The sequence below is a fragment of the Pseudomaricurvus hydrocarbonicus genome (assembly GCF_011602365.1).
Lineage (GTDB): Bacteria > Pseudomonadota > Gammaproteobacteria > Pseudomonadales > Cellvibrionaceae > Pseudomaricurvus > Pseudomaricurvus hydrocarbonicus.
The window spans coordinates 48,058-63,711 of the sequence record NZ_JAAONZ010000014.1; the positions used below are offsets into that span (position 1 = coordinate 48,058).

Genomic DNA, 15,654 nt, shown 5'->3' on the forward strand with positions numbered 1-15,654 from the left:
CTATGGCCACCGGCCCCCAACAGCAGTTCAAACTTTCCCTGGATACGCGGGTGCCACTGGAGGCGGTGGTGTTGCAACGCCTCTACCGCTTGCCGAAAGGCCGGCAGACGGAGTGGTTGCGGCAACTGTTGCTGGTGGGGTTTCGGAGCGAGTGTCAGACCCTCAACGTCGAGGTGGGGACTGCGGCCTATGCGATGCGACCGAGCCTGCGTGGCGGCCAAACGACGGCGGTGCCGTCACCGACGCCATCGCGCTCCAGGGACACGGCGTTACTTCCCCCGGGTTCATTCCCCAAACAATTTAGCCACTTACAGCAGGTGATCGGAAAAATCGGACGCCCCCTTTGCAATCAGGATTGAGATCATGATGACACCGACCGAAGAACGCACTTTGAATACGACCCAAACCCCGCAGCGGGACGATCCCGCCCAGGTGGTGCCGGTGGGTGTGGACGATGGTTACGCCTATACCAAAGTGGCCCTGCCGGATGGGCGGTTGGTGGCGGTGCCGTCTCGGGCCCGGATCGGCGCGGCCGGGGTTACCTGGATCCGGCCGGAGGAGCAGCGGATTTTTGAGTACGAAACCCGCGGCAGTGTCTACTCCGTCGGGGCCGTGGACGGCGAGCCGACGCAATTTGATGAATACCCGGGCTCGTCGCTGAATCGGGTGATTGTGCAGCACGCGCTGCAGCAAGCGGGATTGTCGGGCCGGGTTGTTCACATGGTCACCGGTCTGCCGGTGTCGGCGTATTACCGCCACGATGGGCAGCAACGGCGGCCAGCGATCAGCGTGAAACGCGAGGGCCTGAAAGTGACGGTGGAGCCCATCGGGTCGAACCGATCGGCGTCGGCGCGCGTCCGTAAAGCCAGCGTGGCTTTCCACGAAGTGATTCCGGAAGCGCTGGCGGCCTGGTACGACCACGTCATTGTGACCCAGGACGACGGGGTGACACTCGACGCCGACCGGCTGAACGCCCCCATCGCCATCGTCGATATCGGCGGTCGCACCACGGACTATGTGGTGGTGCAGGATCAGGGGGTGGTGCACGAGGCCTCAGGCTCTCTGAATCGGGGCATGCTCAATGTGACGATCCGTGTGGCCAACCGGATCCAGGAAGCGTTCGACCTCAATGAGATCGGCGAGCAGAGCATCAGTCGCGCGGTCGACACCCATACCTTGCGCGTGCACGGCAAGGACCACGATGTGTCGGCCATGGTGACGGAGGCGAAACGGGAGCTGGTGGAGCGGTTGTACACCGAAACCCGGCGCAAGCTGGGCCTCGGCGCGGAGCTGGATCGGGTGCTGTTTGTCGGTGGTGGCAGCATGGCACTGGTGGAGGACATTGCCAACTGGTTCCCCAACCAGATCGTTGCCGATCACGCGGCGTTTGCCAACGCCCGCGGCATGCTCAAGTACCTGCAATACGTCTGTGATGATCCGGAAAACAACGCGTAACGGTTTTTAACGTGGTCACTGCGGTCTCAGTGGCAACTCAGGTATCGGCGGATTGTGCAATCGATACTGCGGTTTTACCGTCAATCCAACCTCGGGGCTTGCCCTGAGGCTACCACTCACCCTGCCGGGCACACGATCCCGTCAGGGACTCGCGTGCTCCGGCGTTTCACTGTGTCCAGGAGACTGCGTTATGAACCCAAGACAAACACCTTCAGAAAAACCGAAGTATTTCGATCTTGATATCCACGGCATCGGTTACCTCAACCGCGCCCGACTGGTGACCCCCGAGACAGGCACGCCCTTTCTCAGTGTCACGGTGGCGGCGTTGCGAGGTCCGGCTGACGCTGTTCAATACACCCATTTCGACTGTGTGGTGGTGGGCGAAGAAGCAAAAGATCTGGTGCGCCAGCTCATGCCGGCCATCGAGGCCGACATGAAAGTGTTGGTTGGCTTTCACCTCAGTGATTTGCAGGCCGAGTCGTTTGTGTTCAAACAAGGCGACAAGGCGGGTACCACCGGGGTGGGCTTGAAGTCCCGCTTGCTGCGATTCCAGTGGATCAAAGTGGAAGGAAACCCTTACTACCCGGCGATCACCGGCAACACCGTCGTCGCTTAAGCGCAACCCCTGGCAGTGTCTTCCGACGCTGCCAGTTTACCGAACCCGCGAGGAACCCCCTGCCTCTCGGACGGGTCTGCTCGCACCCTTTAAGGAGACCCGTCATGGTGTCAACTGCCTCACCGATTGCGGTGAACCGTAAAAACCGTTTTCAAAAAGTGAACCTTGCGACCTTAAACGACGCTGAAAAACAGTCCCTGCTGACGCTGGCGTTTGCGGTGTTACAGGACTTGCATCAGCCCGGCGCCGAGATTTCGAGCCCCCTTCAGACCCGCAATTATTTGCGTTTGCTGTTGGCGGATCGGAAAACCGAAGTGTTCGGCTGTTTGTTTTTGGACAATCAGCACCGGGTGATCAATACCACCGAGATGTTTCAGGGCACGGTGGACAGTGCGTCGGTCTACCCGCGCGTGGTGGTGCAGCAAGCGCTGAGTGTTAACGCCGCCGCGGTGCTGTTTTTTCACAACCACCCCAGCGGGGTCGCCGAACCCAGTCACGCCGATGAAGCGATCACCCGGCGTTTAAAAGAGGCGCTGGCGCTGGTGGACATCCGGGTGCTGGATCATTTTATCGTCGCCGCGGGTGGCTCGTTGTCGTTTGCCGAGCAGGGGCTGATTTAACCCTGTTCACTCAATCCACCCATTGGGGAGTTCTAAGGCCCACTGGGGCAGAACTCCCTAACGGGGTCATTTCTGTAGGGAGTTCTGTTATGAAGAAAACCAAAAGCCGTTCGTTAGAAGCCGTGTTTGGCCCGTTAGTATCAATTTACAACCGAGCCGATGCGATCTCGGACGGTGTTTTAATCGACGTCACGACCATGGCCCGGGAAGCCGGATTGCAATGGCCGGTGGCACTGACGTATTCGGTGTGGCGAGACTGCGTGTCTTGGGACGAACAGCGTCACCGCAGCCAGGTATGCCAGGATGAAGACGGTCGATTGTGGGACGTGTTATTCATGGCGGTGTTTGTAATCCGTCGTGCAGCCGTCCCCAAAGATCGAATGACCTTTACGTTGTATCGGGTGCCCAGCGATGGGTACACCCTAGAGCCTGAAGAAGTCACGTTAAAGTTGGTCGTAGGCCCCGGAGATACCGGGGAACCTATGGTGACGATTTTAATGCCTGATGAAGATTGATAACGCCAACCCTCGGCATCTTGACCCTGGCCACTTGGGATAAAGTGGCGCCTTTCGTTTACGAGACAACGGTGTGATTAAACTCTGGTAAACGGCCGATCGCTACAGGGCAAAGCCCTTTTTGCATTCTCAGCGATTACTTATTGAATCCAAGTCAGTTAAAAATGGGAGGATTACCGTCTCAGATAGTTGTCTTGCCCAACATTAAAAACTGAGGGTGCGGTTGTGTAGAGACGTTTTGAAATTAAATGAATTTATTAGTCTGTTTTCTGCGGTTGGTAAACTGGCGCAATTGCCAGCCGGTTAAGTATTACTGCAATTTCTTTATTTGACATGGGCTTTTTCTGCTTTAGCCACCAGGTCAGAATGTCGAGGGCAGAGGTAACCGCAAATGTCACAGCAAGTTCTGCAGGCAACCAAGCTTCTGCCTTAGGAGCATCTTCTGCCAGGTCTAAGGCTTGCTTGAGATATTCTTCTTTCACTGTTGCTGATGCGCCACCGGTTAACAGTGCCTTCCATAGAACGCGGTGTTCCCAAACATAGGAACACAGAGCTTGGGTAGAAGCTTGTGTGTCCTCGGTGTAGAGAATGGGTAGCGTCATTGTTAGCAGCCGACGGATCTCCTGCGCCGCGAGGTCATGAAGCAATTCCTCTTTATCTGCATAGTGTCGGAAAAATGTCGCGTACCCTATGTCGGCACGTGCGGTGATTTCTTTTACCGTGATTTGTTCGAGAGCTTTTTCTTCAAGGAGGGTTAGCAGCGTGCTGCATAGAGCTGCACGGGTGCGGGTTAAGCGCTTTTGTGGGGGCTTTTTGGTTGTTGTTGGCATTTTTTGATCCATTGTGTCTCAGGCTGACATGGTGTGGCAGCCCGGCAATCCCATGTAACACATTGATTGTAGGTCAATTTTACATCAATTTCCGCAGTTATATCAATTTTACTTGATTATTAATGATCCACTTAATATCATTAGCGTAAATGATATGCCGTGTATCAATAGTGGGGATAAGGCAGTCCCATCTTGGTGCTGCGAGGAGGAGAGTGAGATGGCAACAGTATTTGTAACTGACCGGGACGCATTGGAGATGATCATTGATATCAGGCCCGGAACATCTCTAATGCAGGCGATCACGGATGAGGGGATAGGTGACCTGTTGGCGCTGTGTGGTGGTATGTGTTCGTGTGCCACTTGTCATGTGTATATCGACGAGAAATTCCTCGGACAGATATCCGCAATGAGCGACGACGAGCAGGGTCTGCTGGAAATGTCTTCTTACCGAAAAGAAAACTCGCGTCTGGCTTGCCAGGTTCGAATGAGCGATTCGCTCGATGGTATGCGGGCGACAATCGCACCGGCGGATTGATCCGCGCTGCGAATTGAATGTCAGATTTTTCAATCCAATTAATAAGAGATATTTAACCATGGTCACAAAATGTCCTGTAGAACGCGATTACTTTACCGACCATACGGTGTTGCTGGATCCCTATGATTATTTTGAAGAAATGCGTCCCCGCGGACCCATTTGCCAGCTGGAAACACATGACTGTTTGCTGGTGACCGGTTTCCAGGAGTGCGTGGAGGTTCTGCGTAACCCGATTGACTTCTCTTCCATTAATTCATTGGCCAGTTCGGCGTTTCCGTTGCCCTTCGAACCTAAGGGATCTGATATCAGTGAACAAATCGAGGCAAATCGCGACAAGTACGTTGGTGGGGATTTAGTTGTAACCTTTGATGATGATCGTCATACCAATGTACGTTCCTTGATCAGCAGGATGTTCACGCCATCCCGTCTTAAGGCCAACGAAGCGTTCATGCAAGATTACGCCACCAAAATGGTCAAGGAGGTGGTGGCAGAAGGCGGTTGTGAGCTGGTTAGTCGTATTGCCACTCCCTACGTAACCATGGTGATTGCTGATCTCCTCGGTGTGCCTGATGAAGACCGGAAGCTCTTCGAAGCTGAAATTGCCAAAGGGCAGACAGTAGGCAGTATCGATAACCCCGATAAACCAACAGACACATCAACCCTTGAGTTCATGGGTACCTTTTTCTATCGCTATTTTCAGGAGCGTGCCGAAAATCCCGGTACCGATCTTTTGTCCGAACTGGTTACTGCCACGTATCCTGATGGTGAAACCAAGCCTGACCTTATGACCCTGATCAGTCTGGCGGTGTTCATGTTCGCAGCTGGTCAGGATACTAGCGCCAAGCTTCTGGGCAATGCCTTGCGCTATATCGTCGACGTCCCCGGGCTGCAGCAGCAACTGCGTGAAGATCGCAAGTTGATTCCCTGGATGCTGGAAGAGGTGCTGCGTCTCGAGGGGTCTAGTAAGGCGACCCATCGTCTGGCGCGCCGCGATACCAAAATTGGTGACTATGACGTGCCTGCGGGAACCCAGGTGATTGTCGCTATTGCGGCGGCCAACCGGGATCCGCGTCGCTGGGGTGAGGATGCGAATGAATTCAAGCTTAAGCGCCCCGGTATCCGCGAGCATATCGGATTCAGCCGTGGTCAGCATACGTGTGCAGGCGCCCCCCTAGCCCGTGTCGAGGTTGCCACCATTCTGAATTGCTTTTTTGACCACACCTCCGACATCCGGATATCGGAAGAAAAGCATGGAAAGCCTGGTGCTCGTCATTATCAGTTTGAGCCATCGTTCATTATTCGCGGTCTGGACAATCTGTATGTAGAGCTGGATCCCAAGTAACTTTCCCGAGCGATTCTGAGTTGTGAGGAGAGATGGCATCGCCTTTCGCGCCTCAAAGTAGGTGCCGAGCCCTGAATGGTGAATCACTGACCGTTTGGGTTCGGTCGAACGTATACATGCAGTAGATAGCCATGAGCAGATATAAAATAATAGTTAGTAGGATCTTTGCTTTGGTATTCTTGATCGCTCTGGGGGCACCCGGGGCGTCAGCGGATACGGAAGAAAGGAACTTTGGCAGCAAGTACTCGCCGCTGGACAGCATCCGGAAATCCAATATCGATCAGCTGGGCCTTGCCTGGCAATTCAATACCGGGGATATACCGTCAGACCCCGGTTTGACAGCGTTCCAGGATACGCCCGTCCTGGTCGGCGACAATCTCATCGTCTGTAGTGTGACCCGTAAGGTCATGGCGCTTGATCCGGCGACAGGGAAAAAACGCTGGGAATACGATCCCAAAAGCCCCAAAAGTTCGACCAACAAGTGTCGCGGAGTATCCGTTTGGACGGATACGCTGGCACAGGATGGCCAGCAGTGTAAGACTCGTTTGCTGCTGGGGACATCGGATTATCGTTTGATCGCTATCGATGCTGTCGATGGACAGCCCTGCCAGTCGTTTGGTGAGCAGGGTGAAGTAACGATTGAGACGAGTAAGCCACAATTCATTCCCGGAGAAGTGGCAGCGTTGTCCCGCCCAGCTGTGGTCAATGATGTAGTAGTCGTTGGCTCAAGTGTCATGGATAACCAGCGCCTGGATTCTCCTAGTGGTCGCGTAATGGCTTTCAGTGCTCGTACCGGTGAGTACCTCTGGAATTTCGATCCGATTCCGCGGGATGGCAATAACCCGGCCATGAAAACCTGGACCAAAGGAAAGTCAGTTAACGGTGGTGGTAATGTATGGTCCGGTATGGTGGTCGACGAAGCTCTGGATATGGTGTATTTGCCCACGACCAGCCCATCGGTCGACTTCTACGGCGGTGAGCGTCCCGGCGACAATCTTTACACGGATTCTGTGGTCGCTCTAAAAGGCTCCACAGGAGAAGTGGCTTGGCACTTCCAGGTGGTCCACCATGACGTTTGGGATTACGACTTGCCGACTCCCGGTATGCTGATTGACTACCCAGTTGATGGCCAACTGGTGCCGGCCTTGGTACAAAACACCAAGCAGGGACTGGTGTTTATATTCAATCGAATTACCGGAGAGCCGCTGGTGCCAATTGAGGAGCGAAAAGTTCCCCAGATGGGTGCTGTTGCGGGTGAGCGATTGTCTCCCACACAGCCTTTCCCCGTCGGTATGCCTGCCGTCAGTCCCCAGGGTTTCTCGCTCGACGATGTTTGGGGTTTTACCCCTATTGATAAATGGCTGTGTCGCCGGGAAGCGGAAAAGCTACAAACTGGGCCTATTTATACGCCACCCAGTGAGCAGGGCACTATCTATCAGCCAGCACCATCTGGTGGACCTAACTGGGGCGGTGGTGCGTATGATCCAGCAAGCCATATTATGGTTATTGCTTCCAATACCGTACCTTTAATTGTGAGCCATAAGAGGCGTGAGGAGGTGGCGGCAACGGATGGCGCTGAAAAGGGGCACGCCGACCTATCTGCGGGCTTCACGTTCACTAACACTGGTAGTGCCTACATAACAACGATCAAGCCCTTCCTGTCTCCCCTCGGTGCTCCCTGTTCGGCGCCTCCTTGGGCTAAGTTGACCGCGGTAGATCTGGTTAAGAAGGAGATTGTCTGGGAGGTTCCATTGGGCAGTATTGAAAAGCTGGCGCCAGTACCTATCCCTTGGGAGCTCGGTACCCCTGGTGGTGGATCACCCCTGATGATCGGGAGTGGAATAGCCTTTATCGGCTTTGCCACCGACTATCAATTCAGGGCGATAGATGTTGCATCTGGAAAAACGCTGTGGTCTCACGAGCTTCCGTCACCGGCGAACTCAACCCCCATAACCTATCAGTATCGGGGTGAGCAGTATGTCGTGGTCCCCGCCGGCGGTCATAGCATGTGGGGAACCGAGTTGGGTGATGCTGTGGTGGCTTTCAAGCTGCAGCCCAAGTCTTAGTGAGTACTTGAGAATGTGACTGATGGGTGAAGGGGGTTAAACTGATGAGCGATTCCTCAGTTTTCAGCCCTGACGATACACGTCTTGCCACAAATAGGATTATATTTTTGGCATAAGTATAAACGGTTACGTGTGTTCTTCTTTCCTGTGGGGGAACGCATATTTTAATAATAAAAAGAGAGTGAGTTGTTTGATATGAAGAAATACCCAAGCCGCAGTAATCTGGCGCACGCAGTTTCTCTGATAAACAATCGTGGCACCAAGGTCCTAGGTGCCTCTTTTCTGGCAATTTCCGCATCGACAGTATTTGCTCAATCCGATGCGAGCTATAGCCCGAGCATGTCGCTGGAAGAGATTATCGTCACCGCAAGAAGAAAAGACGAAAGTCTTCAAGATGTACCTCAAACGGTAAATGCAGTTAATGCCGACACTTTGTCTGAGTTGAATATCACTAACTTCAAAGATATGCAGAACTTGGTCCCAGGTGTATCGTTGGACAGTGGAGTCAATGGATATACGACGTCAGCAGCCATGCGAGGCGTCGGCTTCGCGGTAGAATCCAATACCGCACCTACTGTCGAGTTCTACCTGAACGATGCGCCTGTCGAATCCAACCAGATTTTTACCCAGGTCTTTGATGTGGGTCAGGTTGAGGTACTGCGTGGCCCACAAGGTACGATTCGAGGTCGGTCAGCACCTTCCGGTGCGATTACCGTAACCACGAGAAGCGTTAATCTCGACGACGTTGAAGGATATGTGAACGCTACCGCTACCGATCAGGGCGGAACCAACTATCAGGGCGCAGTGAACGTCCCCGTAATCGATGGCAAGCTCGGGTTTCGCATCGCCGGTGTGGTGGATGAGAATGAAGTTAATCAGGTAGAAAGCGTCTTTAATGATACCAAACCTGACTCTGACATTTCCGGCTTCAGGGCTACTGTAGGCTTCGCGCCAACAGAAAACTTTGACGGTAAGTTGATGTACCAGAAAATAACCAAGGATGTGGTTTCATTCACGCAGTTTACCGGCTACAACGATGGATCGACTTTGCCCCATCATGATTTCGGTTCCATTCAATCGGAAGACCGGAAAGGCATTTCGGCTACGGCCGCTCATATCGAAAATGAGATTGAAGCGACAACTCTCAATTTGAACTGGGTACTGGGCGATCACATGCTGTCGTATGTTGGTCAGTACAGTGAATTTCAGAGTTATTCAAATGACCCTGTGGACAAGACAAATTATATTTACTCATCAGGCGACGGGTCTTTTTCCCTTGGACCGGATTTGGTTGCCGATCAACGTGATGAGTGGTTCCAGAATCTGGATTTGTATCAAGAGCAGGTGTCCCACGAAATACGTTTCTCCCTCGATGAGCCTTACAAGGGGCTGTTTGACTACACGGTGGGCATCTTCTATCAAGAAATTAAAGGTGTTAACAAGTTAAACGGTAACCAGATACTCAGTGCGGACCTGCACCCGGCACTGTCTTTTCTGAATCCTGATCCTGTTACCGGCGCCTATATATTATCGCCGGAAATCTATCGTCCGGATCTGACGGAAGAAATCTCTGCCTTCGCCAGCTTAACCTTCTATTTGGGTAGCGCGACAGAAATCACGGCTGGCGCGCGTAAAATCTACGCTCGCGAGTGGAATTACACTGAGGTCGCCGGGGCAGTCCTGGATGCACCTGAGCAAAAAGAAGATGACGTTATCTGGAACATCGCTGCTTCACATCGGTTCAGTGACGAGCTGATGGTGTACAGCAACGTTGGTACTTCCTTCCGCCTTGCGCCAATGGACAGTCTCGGAATAAACCCGCTGCCGACTCCGGATGCCAACATGAGTCAGTTGGTGGGCAAGCGCGATCCTGAAACCTCGATTTCCTATGAAGTCGGGGTCAAGCTGGATTTCCTGGATCGTCGGGGACGCTTGAATGTGGCGTATTACTATCAGGACTTCGACAACTATCTGTATTACTCCAAAGAAACCCAGTACTTCGGCACAAACGGCATTGAGGCATTCCGCTTTACTTCCAATGCCGATGCCGTTGTGCAAGGTATTGATCTGGATGCCAGCTTTCAGGTGACGCCGAGCTGGTCTGTGTCTGCGATTGGGAGCTGGAATGACAGCGAGCTTAAGGGGCCGATTCCCTGTAACGATGGAGACCAGGATGGGTCACCGGACTTCCTGAACACGAGTTTGGATGCCAATCATCAGGTCGCGCTGTGTGATACAGGAGCATCAGCAAGCAGCATTCCTGACTGGAGCGCCACCTTGCGTTCAGAGTACTTTGTGCCTGTAGGTGATTCTATGGAGGGTTACCTGAGCGGAATATATTCATACTATCCTGAAAACGACAATAAACATCTGCGCACAACGATAGATAGCTATGGGTTGCTAAATCTGTATGTGGGTCTGCGCGATTCAGAAGGTCGTTGGGATGTACAGCTCTTTGCCAAGAACGCTCTGGATGAAGAGGTGGTTACTGCGTTCGAAGATCTTCAATTCGGTTCTGGAGGAACACTGGCCAACTATCTCGGCGACTCTGGTTACTATCAGACTCAGCTGAACAGCCCTCGAGAAATCGGCCTCAACGTCCGCTACAACTTCGGGCTCTAACTTTCCCTCGTCGTTGATACTCAACACGGTGCTTGGCCCAATTACCGATGGTAATTGGGCTTTTTTTATTGCGAACCTACCTGTCTATTATTGATATTGAGATGATCTATAGTGGTTTGTTGCATGCAAGGGTAGATTTAGGTGATTTTGGTAATAATTAGAAAATATTAGCTATTATTGCGAAATTTAGTTACGGAAATGGTTGACCTGCATTGGCTGATGTGAAACTCTTAATGACACATTGTGGATCATTTTGTGTAATTGATTTCCCCTTGGGCTAAGCTTCTGTGCGTGAAGGTGGCGGCTTGTAAAGTCCCCGGAACACGGTCTCTTTACGAAACCGAAAGCTCGTTAGAAGAAATGAGAAAATAAGAATGATTGTAGTGTTCCCACTGTTGGCCATGTTGAAACTCTGCCGTATTTCACCGGTTATAGTTGTGGTAATGATTTCCGTTATCTCGTTGTCAGGCTGCGATGACAGCGTCGCCCAGCAGGGAAAAAATTTACATCAGACCCTGGAGGCTGAATTTGCCTCACCCCCCACCGAGGCTCGTCCCAGAGTGTGGTGGCACTGGATGAACGGCAATATATCGGAAGCCGGTATCGTTAAAGATTTGGAGTGGATGCACCGAATCGGAATTGGCGGGGTGCAGAACTTTGACGCGGCCATGGAGACCCCGATTGTTGTAGACCAGCGCATCAGCTACATGACGCCCGAATGGAAAAAGGCATTTGCGAAGGCTGTGGCAACCGCTAAAGACCTCAAGTTGGAGTTCGCGGTTGCTTCGTCGGCCGGCTGGAGCCTGACGGGCGGCCCCTGGGTCACTCCGGAAGATGCCATGAAGAAACTGGTGTGGAGTGAAACCACTCTGGCGGGTGGCCAGGATCTGCGGGTTCCGTTGGCAGCCCCGTCGGGGATGGCGGGGCCGTACCAGTCAATCCCGGCAGAGTATAAACACGGCCACAACCCCGGTGCTATTCCTGAAGCCTTCTATCGAGACAGCCTGGTACTGGCCTATCGCTTACCGGAAACCCCGGTGGTTGTGCAGAAGCCGGTTACCGTGCTGGCGAATGGCGTTGCCATCGATGCTGTATCCTTGTTGGATGACGATCTGGCAACCGGGGTGTCCCTTCCCAAGGGTACTCGTAAAACGCCTGGCAGCATTGACATTGAGTATTCCCAGGCGCAGTCGGTAGAGGCTGTTGTTGTATACGTAAACCATTTGCCCGACGATTTTCTGAGCGGCAAGTTACAGCCGACACTGGAAGCGCTTTCTGACGGTGGCGAGTGGATGGAAATCGCCCGCGTGTCCCTAGGGAAGACGCCCTCTACGGTCAGTTTCAAGCCAGTAGTGGCCAGCCGCTTCAGGCTAGTGTTTACCCGCGAGAAGCCCAGCGGTGCCTTTGCCTTCCGGCCCGCACCGGGTATTGATCCATCGGGCTTGGGCGGGCTGGGATCCGGTTCTGCAGGGGCGCCGGAACTGGCCGATTTCAGATTGTATGGCAGTCCCAGAATCGACAGTTTTGAAACCAAAGCCGGCTTTCGTCTGGTCGATGATTACCATCAGCTGACCACATCGAGTGACGCTGAACAGATCGGCATCGCCGTTGATGGGGTGCTGGATCTCACGGACAAGATGGATTCAGAGGGCGTGCTGACCTGGTCTGCGCCGGCGGGAAGCTGGAGAGTGTTGCGATTGGGGTATGCGCTAACTGGAAAGACCAACTCGCCAGCGACAGCGGAAGCCACCGGACTGGAAGTGGATAAGTACGATGCGGCCGCTGTGGAGCGCTACCTGAACACCTACCTCGGTAATCTGCGCGAGGTTGTTGGCGATGATCTGATGGGGCATCGGGGTCTGAATGCACTGCTTACGGACAGTACCGAAGCGGGTCCTTCCAACTGGACTCCAGACATTGTCGGCAAGTTTAAAGCGCTGAGAGGGTATGACCCCACCCCCTGGTTGCCTGCACTGACTGGCGAAGTGATGGGAAGCCGGCGCGACAGCGATGCGTTTCTCTATGATTACCGCAGAACTCTGGCGGAGCTTGTTGCGACACAACATTACGGTACCGTAGCTAAGGTCGCACAGAAGCAAGGCTTAACGGTTTACGGTGAGTCATTGGAAGCCAATCGAACGGTGTCCACGCTGGGCGATGATCTGGACATGCGGCGTTTCGCCGATGTACCGATGGCCGCGATGTGGACTTATCCCAAGGGCGGAAACCCGGGACAGAACTACATAGCAGATATGCGTGGGGCTGCGTCTGTGGCACATCAGTATGGCCGTGATTATGTGGCCACTGAATCTTTAACCTCGATCCTGTCGCCCTGGGCACATGCACCTGCAGATCTCCAGCCTATGATAGATGCAGAATTTCTGCATGGTGTTAATCGACCCATAATCCACACGTCACCTCACCAGCCACTGGACGACAACGCTCCGGGACTGTCTCTGCATGTCTTCGGTCAATACTTCACTCGCCACGAGACCTGGGCGGAAATGGCCAAACCCTGGATCGACTATATCGCCAGAAACAGCTACATGTTGCAGCAGGGCCAGTTTGTGGCGGACGTTGCCTACTTTTACGGGGAAGAGCCACCGTTAGGGGTACTCGCAGCCACCCGGGGCTATCCACAAGATGTGCCCCGTCAATATGGGTATGACTTCATATCGGCGCACACCATTTTGAATGAGCTGTATGTGGAGAACGGTACGATCAAAACCAAGGCAGGGGCTGTATACAGAGCTATCTACCTTGGCGGATCGAGCCGGGACTTCATGACTCTTCCGGTGTTGTCACGGCTGGCGCAACTCGTTCGCGAAGGAGCAACGTTGATTGGGGAGCCGCCGGAGCAGTCCCCCAGTCTGGCGGACGACGCGGAACAGTTCTCGGCTCTGGTGGCATCGATCTGGGCAGGCGAGGGTGAGACAAGTCCTGGCAGGGGCCAGGTTGTCCGCAGCTCACAGCTGGAGCAGGCCTTGCTTGATCTGGGGATAGTGCCGGACGTGAGCGTAACTGTCAGCACTGGCGACCTGAAGTCTACAAAAGGCGCCGCTGGTGAGGCAAATGCTGTTGAATTCGTCCATCGAAAAATGCCGGATGTTGACATTTATTATCTCGCCAATCGTGGTGTTTCCCAGAATGCTGAAGCCCGTTTTCGCGTAAACGGTCGGGTGCCGGAAAAATGGCGAGCTGATACCGGTGAGATAGAGCCAATGTCTTATCGCATAGAGGGCGGAACCACTGTTGTTCCCCTGTCAATGAACGACTGGGAGTCATTCTTTGTGGTCTTCCGAAATGAGGCCAATCAGCCCGAGGTTGTTCTGGGGGCGCCTGTTATCAGTATGCATACTGAGGTGGAAGCTCCGTGGACCGTGGACTTTGAGGAGGACCGAGGAGCGCCAGTGTCAGTTGTTCTTGGCCGTCTGGAGTCGTTGTCAAATAGCACAGATCCGGGCGTGCGGTACTTTTCCGGAGTCTCCACCTACACCAACTCATTCAATTTCGAAGCAACAGACTCCGACCAAAAGGTGATGCTGGATCTGGGCGAAGTGGGTGATCTGGCTGAGGTCTACGTTAATGACCGTTATGCGGGAACCGCCTGGAAGCCGCCTTACCGAGTTGATATTTCAGGAGTGGTCCAGGATGGCAATAACACGCTAACCGTGAAAGTGGCTAATCTCTGGGTGAACAGGCTGGTTGGCGACAGACAGCCGGATAATGAAAGTCAGATTGGCTATACAACGTTTAAAACTTATTTACCCAGTGCTCCCTTGAGGCCTTCTGGTTTGTTGGGTCCGGTCCGGGTAATGACGGTCAATAGTAATAACTGAGACAAAGCCAACAGAACTGGCGTTGTTGACTTAATCAGAGGAGCCGGTGAAACGTGTTATCCATAAAATTAAAACTACCACTTACGGTTTGCGCGCTTGGCGTGCTGATATTGACGTCTTGTGCTGTGGTGCAACAACCTGCTCAGGAGATTGTCGACTGTCCTTTAAGGAATGAACGTTATTCGGCGGATACCCCGATGATGGATTTATTTGCTAATGCTCAAGTTGTTGCCATTATCGAGCAGGAAGTTCCTGATCTGGCCAAGCGGGTTCCGCCGATGTTCAAGCAAACCGAAGCGCCTTCGCTGAGTGCGATAGCGACGCTTAACAGCGTATCCGGCCTTGTCCGATATCCGTTAAGTCAGGAAAAATTACAGTCACTGAATGATCAGTTGGCGGGGATCGAGCTCACTGATGAGGCGCGGCACAACCGGTGCGCCAGGTACGACAATGATCGCCCGGAGGTCACCTTGGGTGATGGTGAAAAATCCATTCTGGTTTTTATCAAGGTCAACGGCTTTGATCATAATGAGGCCACCTCTGCGGCAACCGCCGCCATACAATCCCTTGCCGGCGAGCTTGGCTGGAATGTGATGGTGACGGACAGAGGCGGTGCTTTCAGTCCGGACACTCTGAAAAGGTTTGACGTTGTGGTGTGGAACAATGTCAGTGGCGATGTGTTGACGTTGTCGCAGCGAAAAGCATTTCAGAATTACGTGCAGAATGGCGGTGGTTATTTTGGGATCCACGGATCCGGGGGGGATTTTATTTACCTGTGGGATTGGTACGTCCAGGATCTGATTGGGGCTCAGTTTATTGGCCACACCATGAATCCGCACTACCAGGATGCCGTAATTAAATTGGAGCCCTCTGATACGGGCATTGCGCAGGGGTTGCCCCTGGTCTGGAAGCTGAATGAAGAGTGGTATTCGTTCTCCGAGAATCCGAGAAAATCGGGCGCGAAGGTAGTCGCTACGATTGATGAGTCGAGTTACAAGCCGGTGATGGGGGGGATCGACATTAAAATGGGGCCTGATCATCCAATAGCCTGGTCCCGTTGTGTGGGGCAGGGCAGGGCTTTCTACACCGGCATAGGCCATTTACCCAGTTCTTACCAGTCTGTTAATAATTTGGGGTTGTTGAAAAACGCGCTGGAGTGGACAGCCGGGTCTAATTTGGAATCATGCCGCAAGAAGGAGTCCGGACACTAAGTA

Annotated in this window: 12 protein-coding genes; 11 read left to right on the plus strand and 1 reads right to left on the minus strand. The window is 53.3% G+C overall.

The window, feature by feature from the left end; genetic code table 11:
• Positions 1-2 precede the first annotated feature (2 nt).
• The 5 genes from G8770_RS16155 (at position 3) to G8770_RS16175 (ending at position 3,206) form a co-directional block, all read left to right on the plus strand.
• Positions 3-359 (plus strand): hypothetical protein, encoded by a 357-nt coding sequence (locus G8770_RS16155; RefSeq protein WP_167189103.1) that lies wholly within the window; start codon positions 3-5, stop codon positions 357-359.
• A 4-nt stretch (positions 360-363) separates the two neighbouring features.
• On the plus strand, positions 364-1,455 hold the full coding sequence (parM, locus tag G8770_RS16160) for a ParM/StbA family protein (protein WP_167189106.1): 1,092 nt from the start codon (positions 364-366) through the stop codon (positions 1,453-1,455).
• Positions 1,456-1,645: 190 nt separating this feature from the next.
• The gene (locus G8770_RS16165; RefSeq protein WP_167189109.1) at positions 1,646-2,071 is read left to right on the plus strand and encodes a DUF3577 domain-containing protein; all 426 of its coding nucleotides are present in this window, start codon (positions 1,646-1,648) and stop codon (positions 2,069-2,071) included.
• 104 nt (positions 2,072-2,175) lie between these two features.
• Positions 2,176-2,691 carry a JAB domain-containing protein gene (locus G8770_RS16170; RefSeq protein WP_167189112.1) on the plus strand — a complete coding sequence of 172 codons (516 nt, stop codon included), beginning with the start codon at positions 2,176-2,178 and terminating at the stop codon, positions 2,689-2,691.
• Between the two features lie 89 nt (positions 2,692-2,780).
• Entirely contained in the window at positions 2,781-3,206 is a 426-nt protein-coding gene (locus G8770_RS16175; RefSeq protein ID WP_167189115.1) for a DUF6573 family protein, read from the plus strand.
• 257 nt (positions 3,207-3,463) lie between these two features.
• On the opposite strand, the gene G8770_RS16180 is transcribed toward G8770_RS16175, so the two are convergent.
• Positions 3,464-4,036, minus strand: a complete 573-nt coding sequence (locus tag G8770_RS16180; protein ID WP_208022312.1) for a TetR/AcrR family transcriptional regulator — start codon at positions 4,034-4,036, stop codon at positions 3,464-3,466.
• Between the two features lie 217 nt (positions 4,037-4,253).
• On the opposite strand from G8770_RS16180, the gene G8770_RS16185 reads away from it, so the two are divergent.
• From G8770_RS16185 to G8770_RS16210, 6 genes are all read left to right on the plus strand, one after another.
• On the plus strand, positions 4,254-4,571 hold the full coding sequence (locus G8770_RS16185) for a 2Fe-2S iron-sulfur cluster-binding protein (RefSeq protein ID WP_167189120.1): 318 nt from the start codon (positions 4,254-4,256) through the stop codon (positions 4,569-4,571).
• Positions 4,572-4,629: 58 nt separating this feature from the next.
• Positions 4,630-5,913, plus strand: coding sequence for a cytochrome P450 (locus G8770_RS16190; protein WP_167189123.1), 1,284 nt, complete (start codon positions 4,630-4,632; stop codon positions 5,911-5,913).
• Positions 5,914-6,083: 170 nt separating this feature from the next.
• Positions 6,084-7,979, plus strand: coding sequence for a pyrroloquinoline quinone-dependent dehydrogenase (locus tag G8770_RS16195; protein WP_167189125.1), 1,896 nt, complete (start codon positions 6,084-6,086; stop codon positions 7,977-7,979).
• Between the two features lie 195 nt (positions 7,980-8,174).
• On the plus strand, positions 8,175-10,601 hold the full coding sequence (locus G8770_RS16200) for a TonB-dependent receptor (RefSeq protein WP_167189128.1): 2,427 nt from the start codon (positions 8,175-8,177) through the stop codon (positions 10,599-10,601).
• Positions 10,602-10,975: 374 nt separating this feature from the next.
• Positions 10,976-14,440 carry a glycosyl hydrolase gene (locus tag G8770_RS16205; protein WP_167189131.1) on the plus strand — a complete coding sequence of 1,155 codons (3,465 nt, stop codon included), beginning with the start codon at positions 10,976-10,978 and terminating at the stop codon, positions 14,438-14,440.
• Positions 14,441-14,637: 197 nt separating this feature from the next.
• A complete protein-coding gene (locus G8770_RS16210; protein ID WP_167189134.1) occupies positions 14,638-15,651 on the plus strand; it encodes a ThuA domain-containing protein in 1,014 nt (337 codons plus the stop codon).
• The last annotated feature ends 3 nt before the right edge of the window (positions 15,652-15,654 follow it).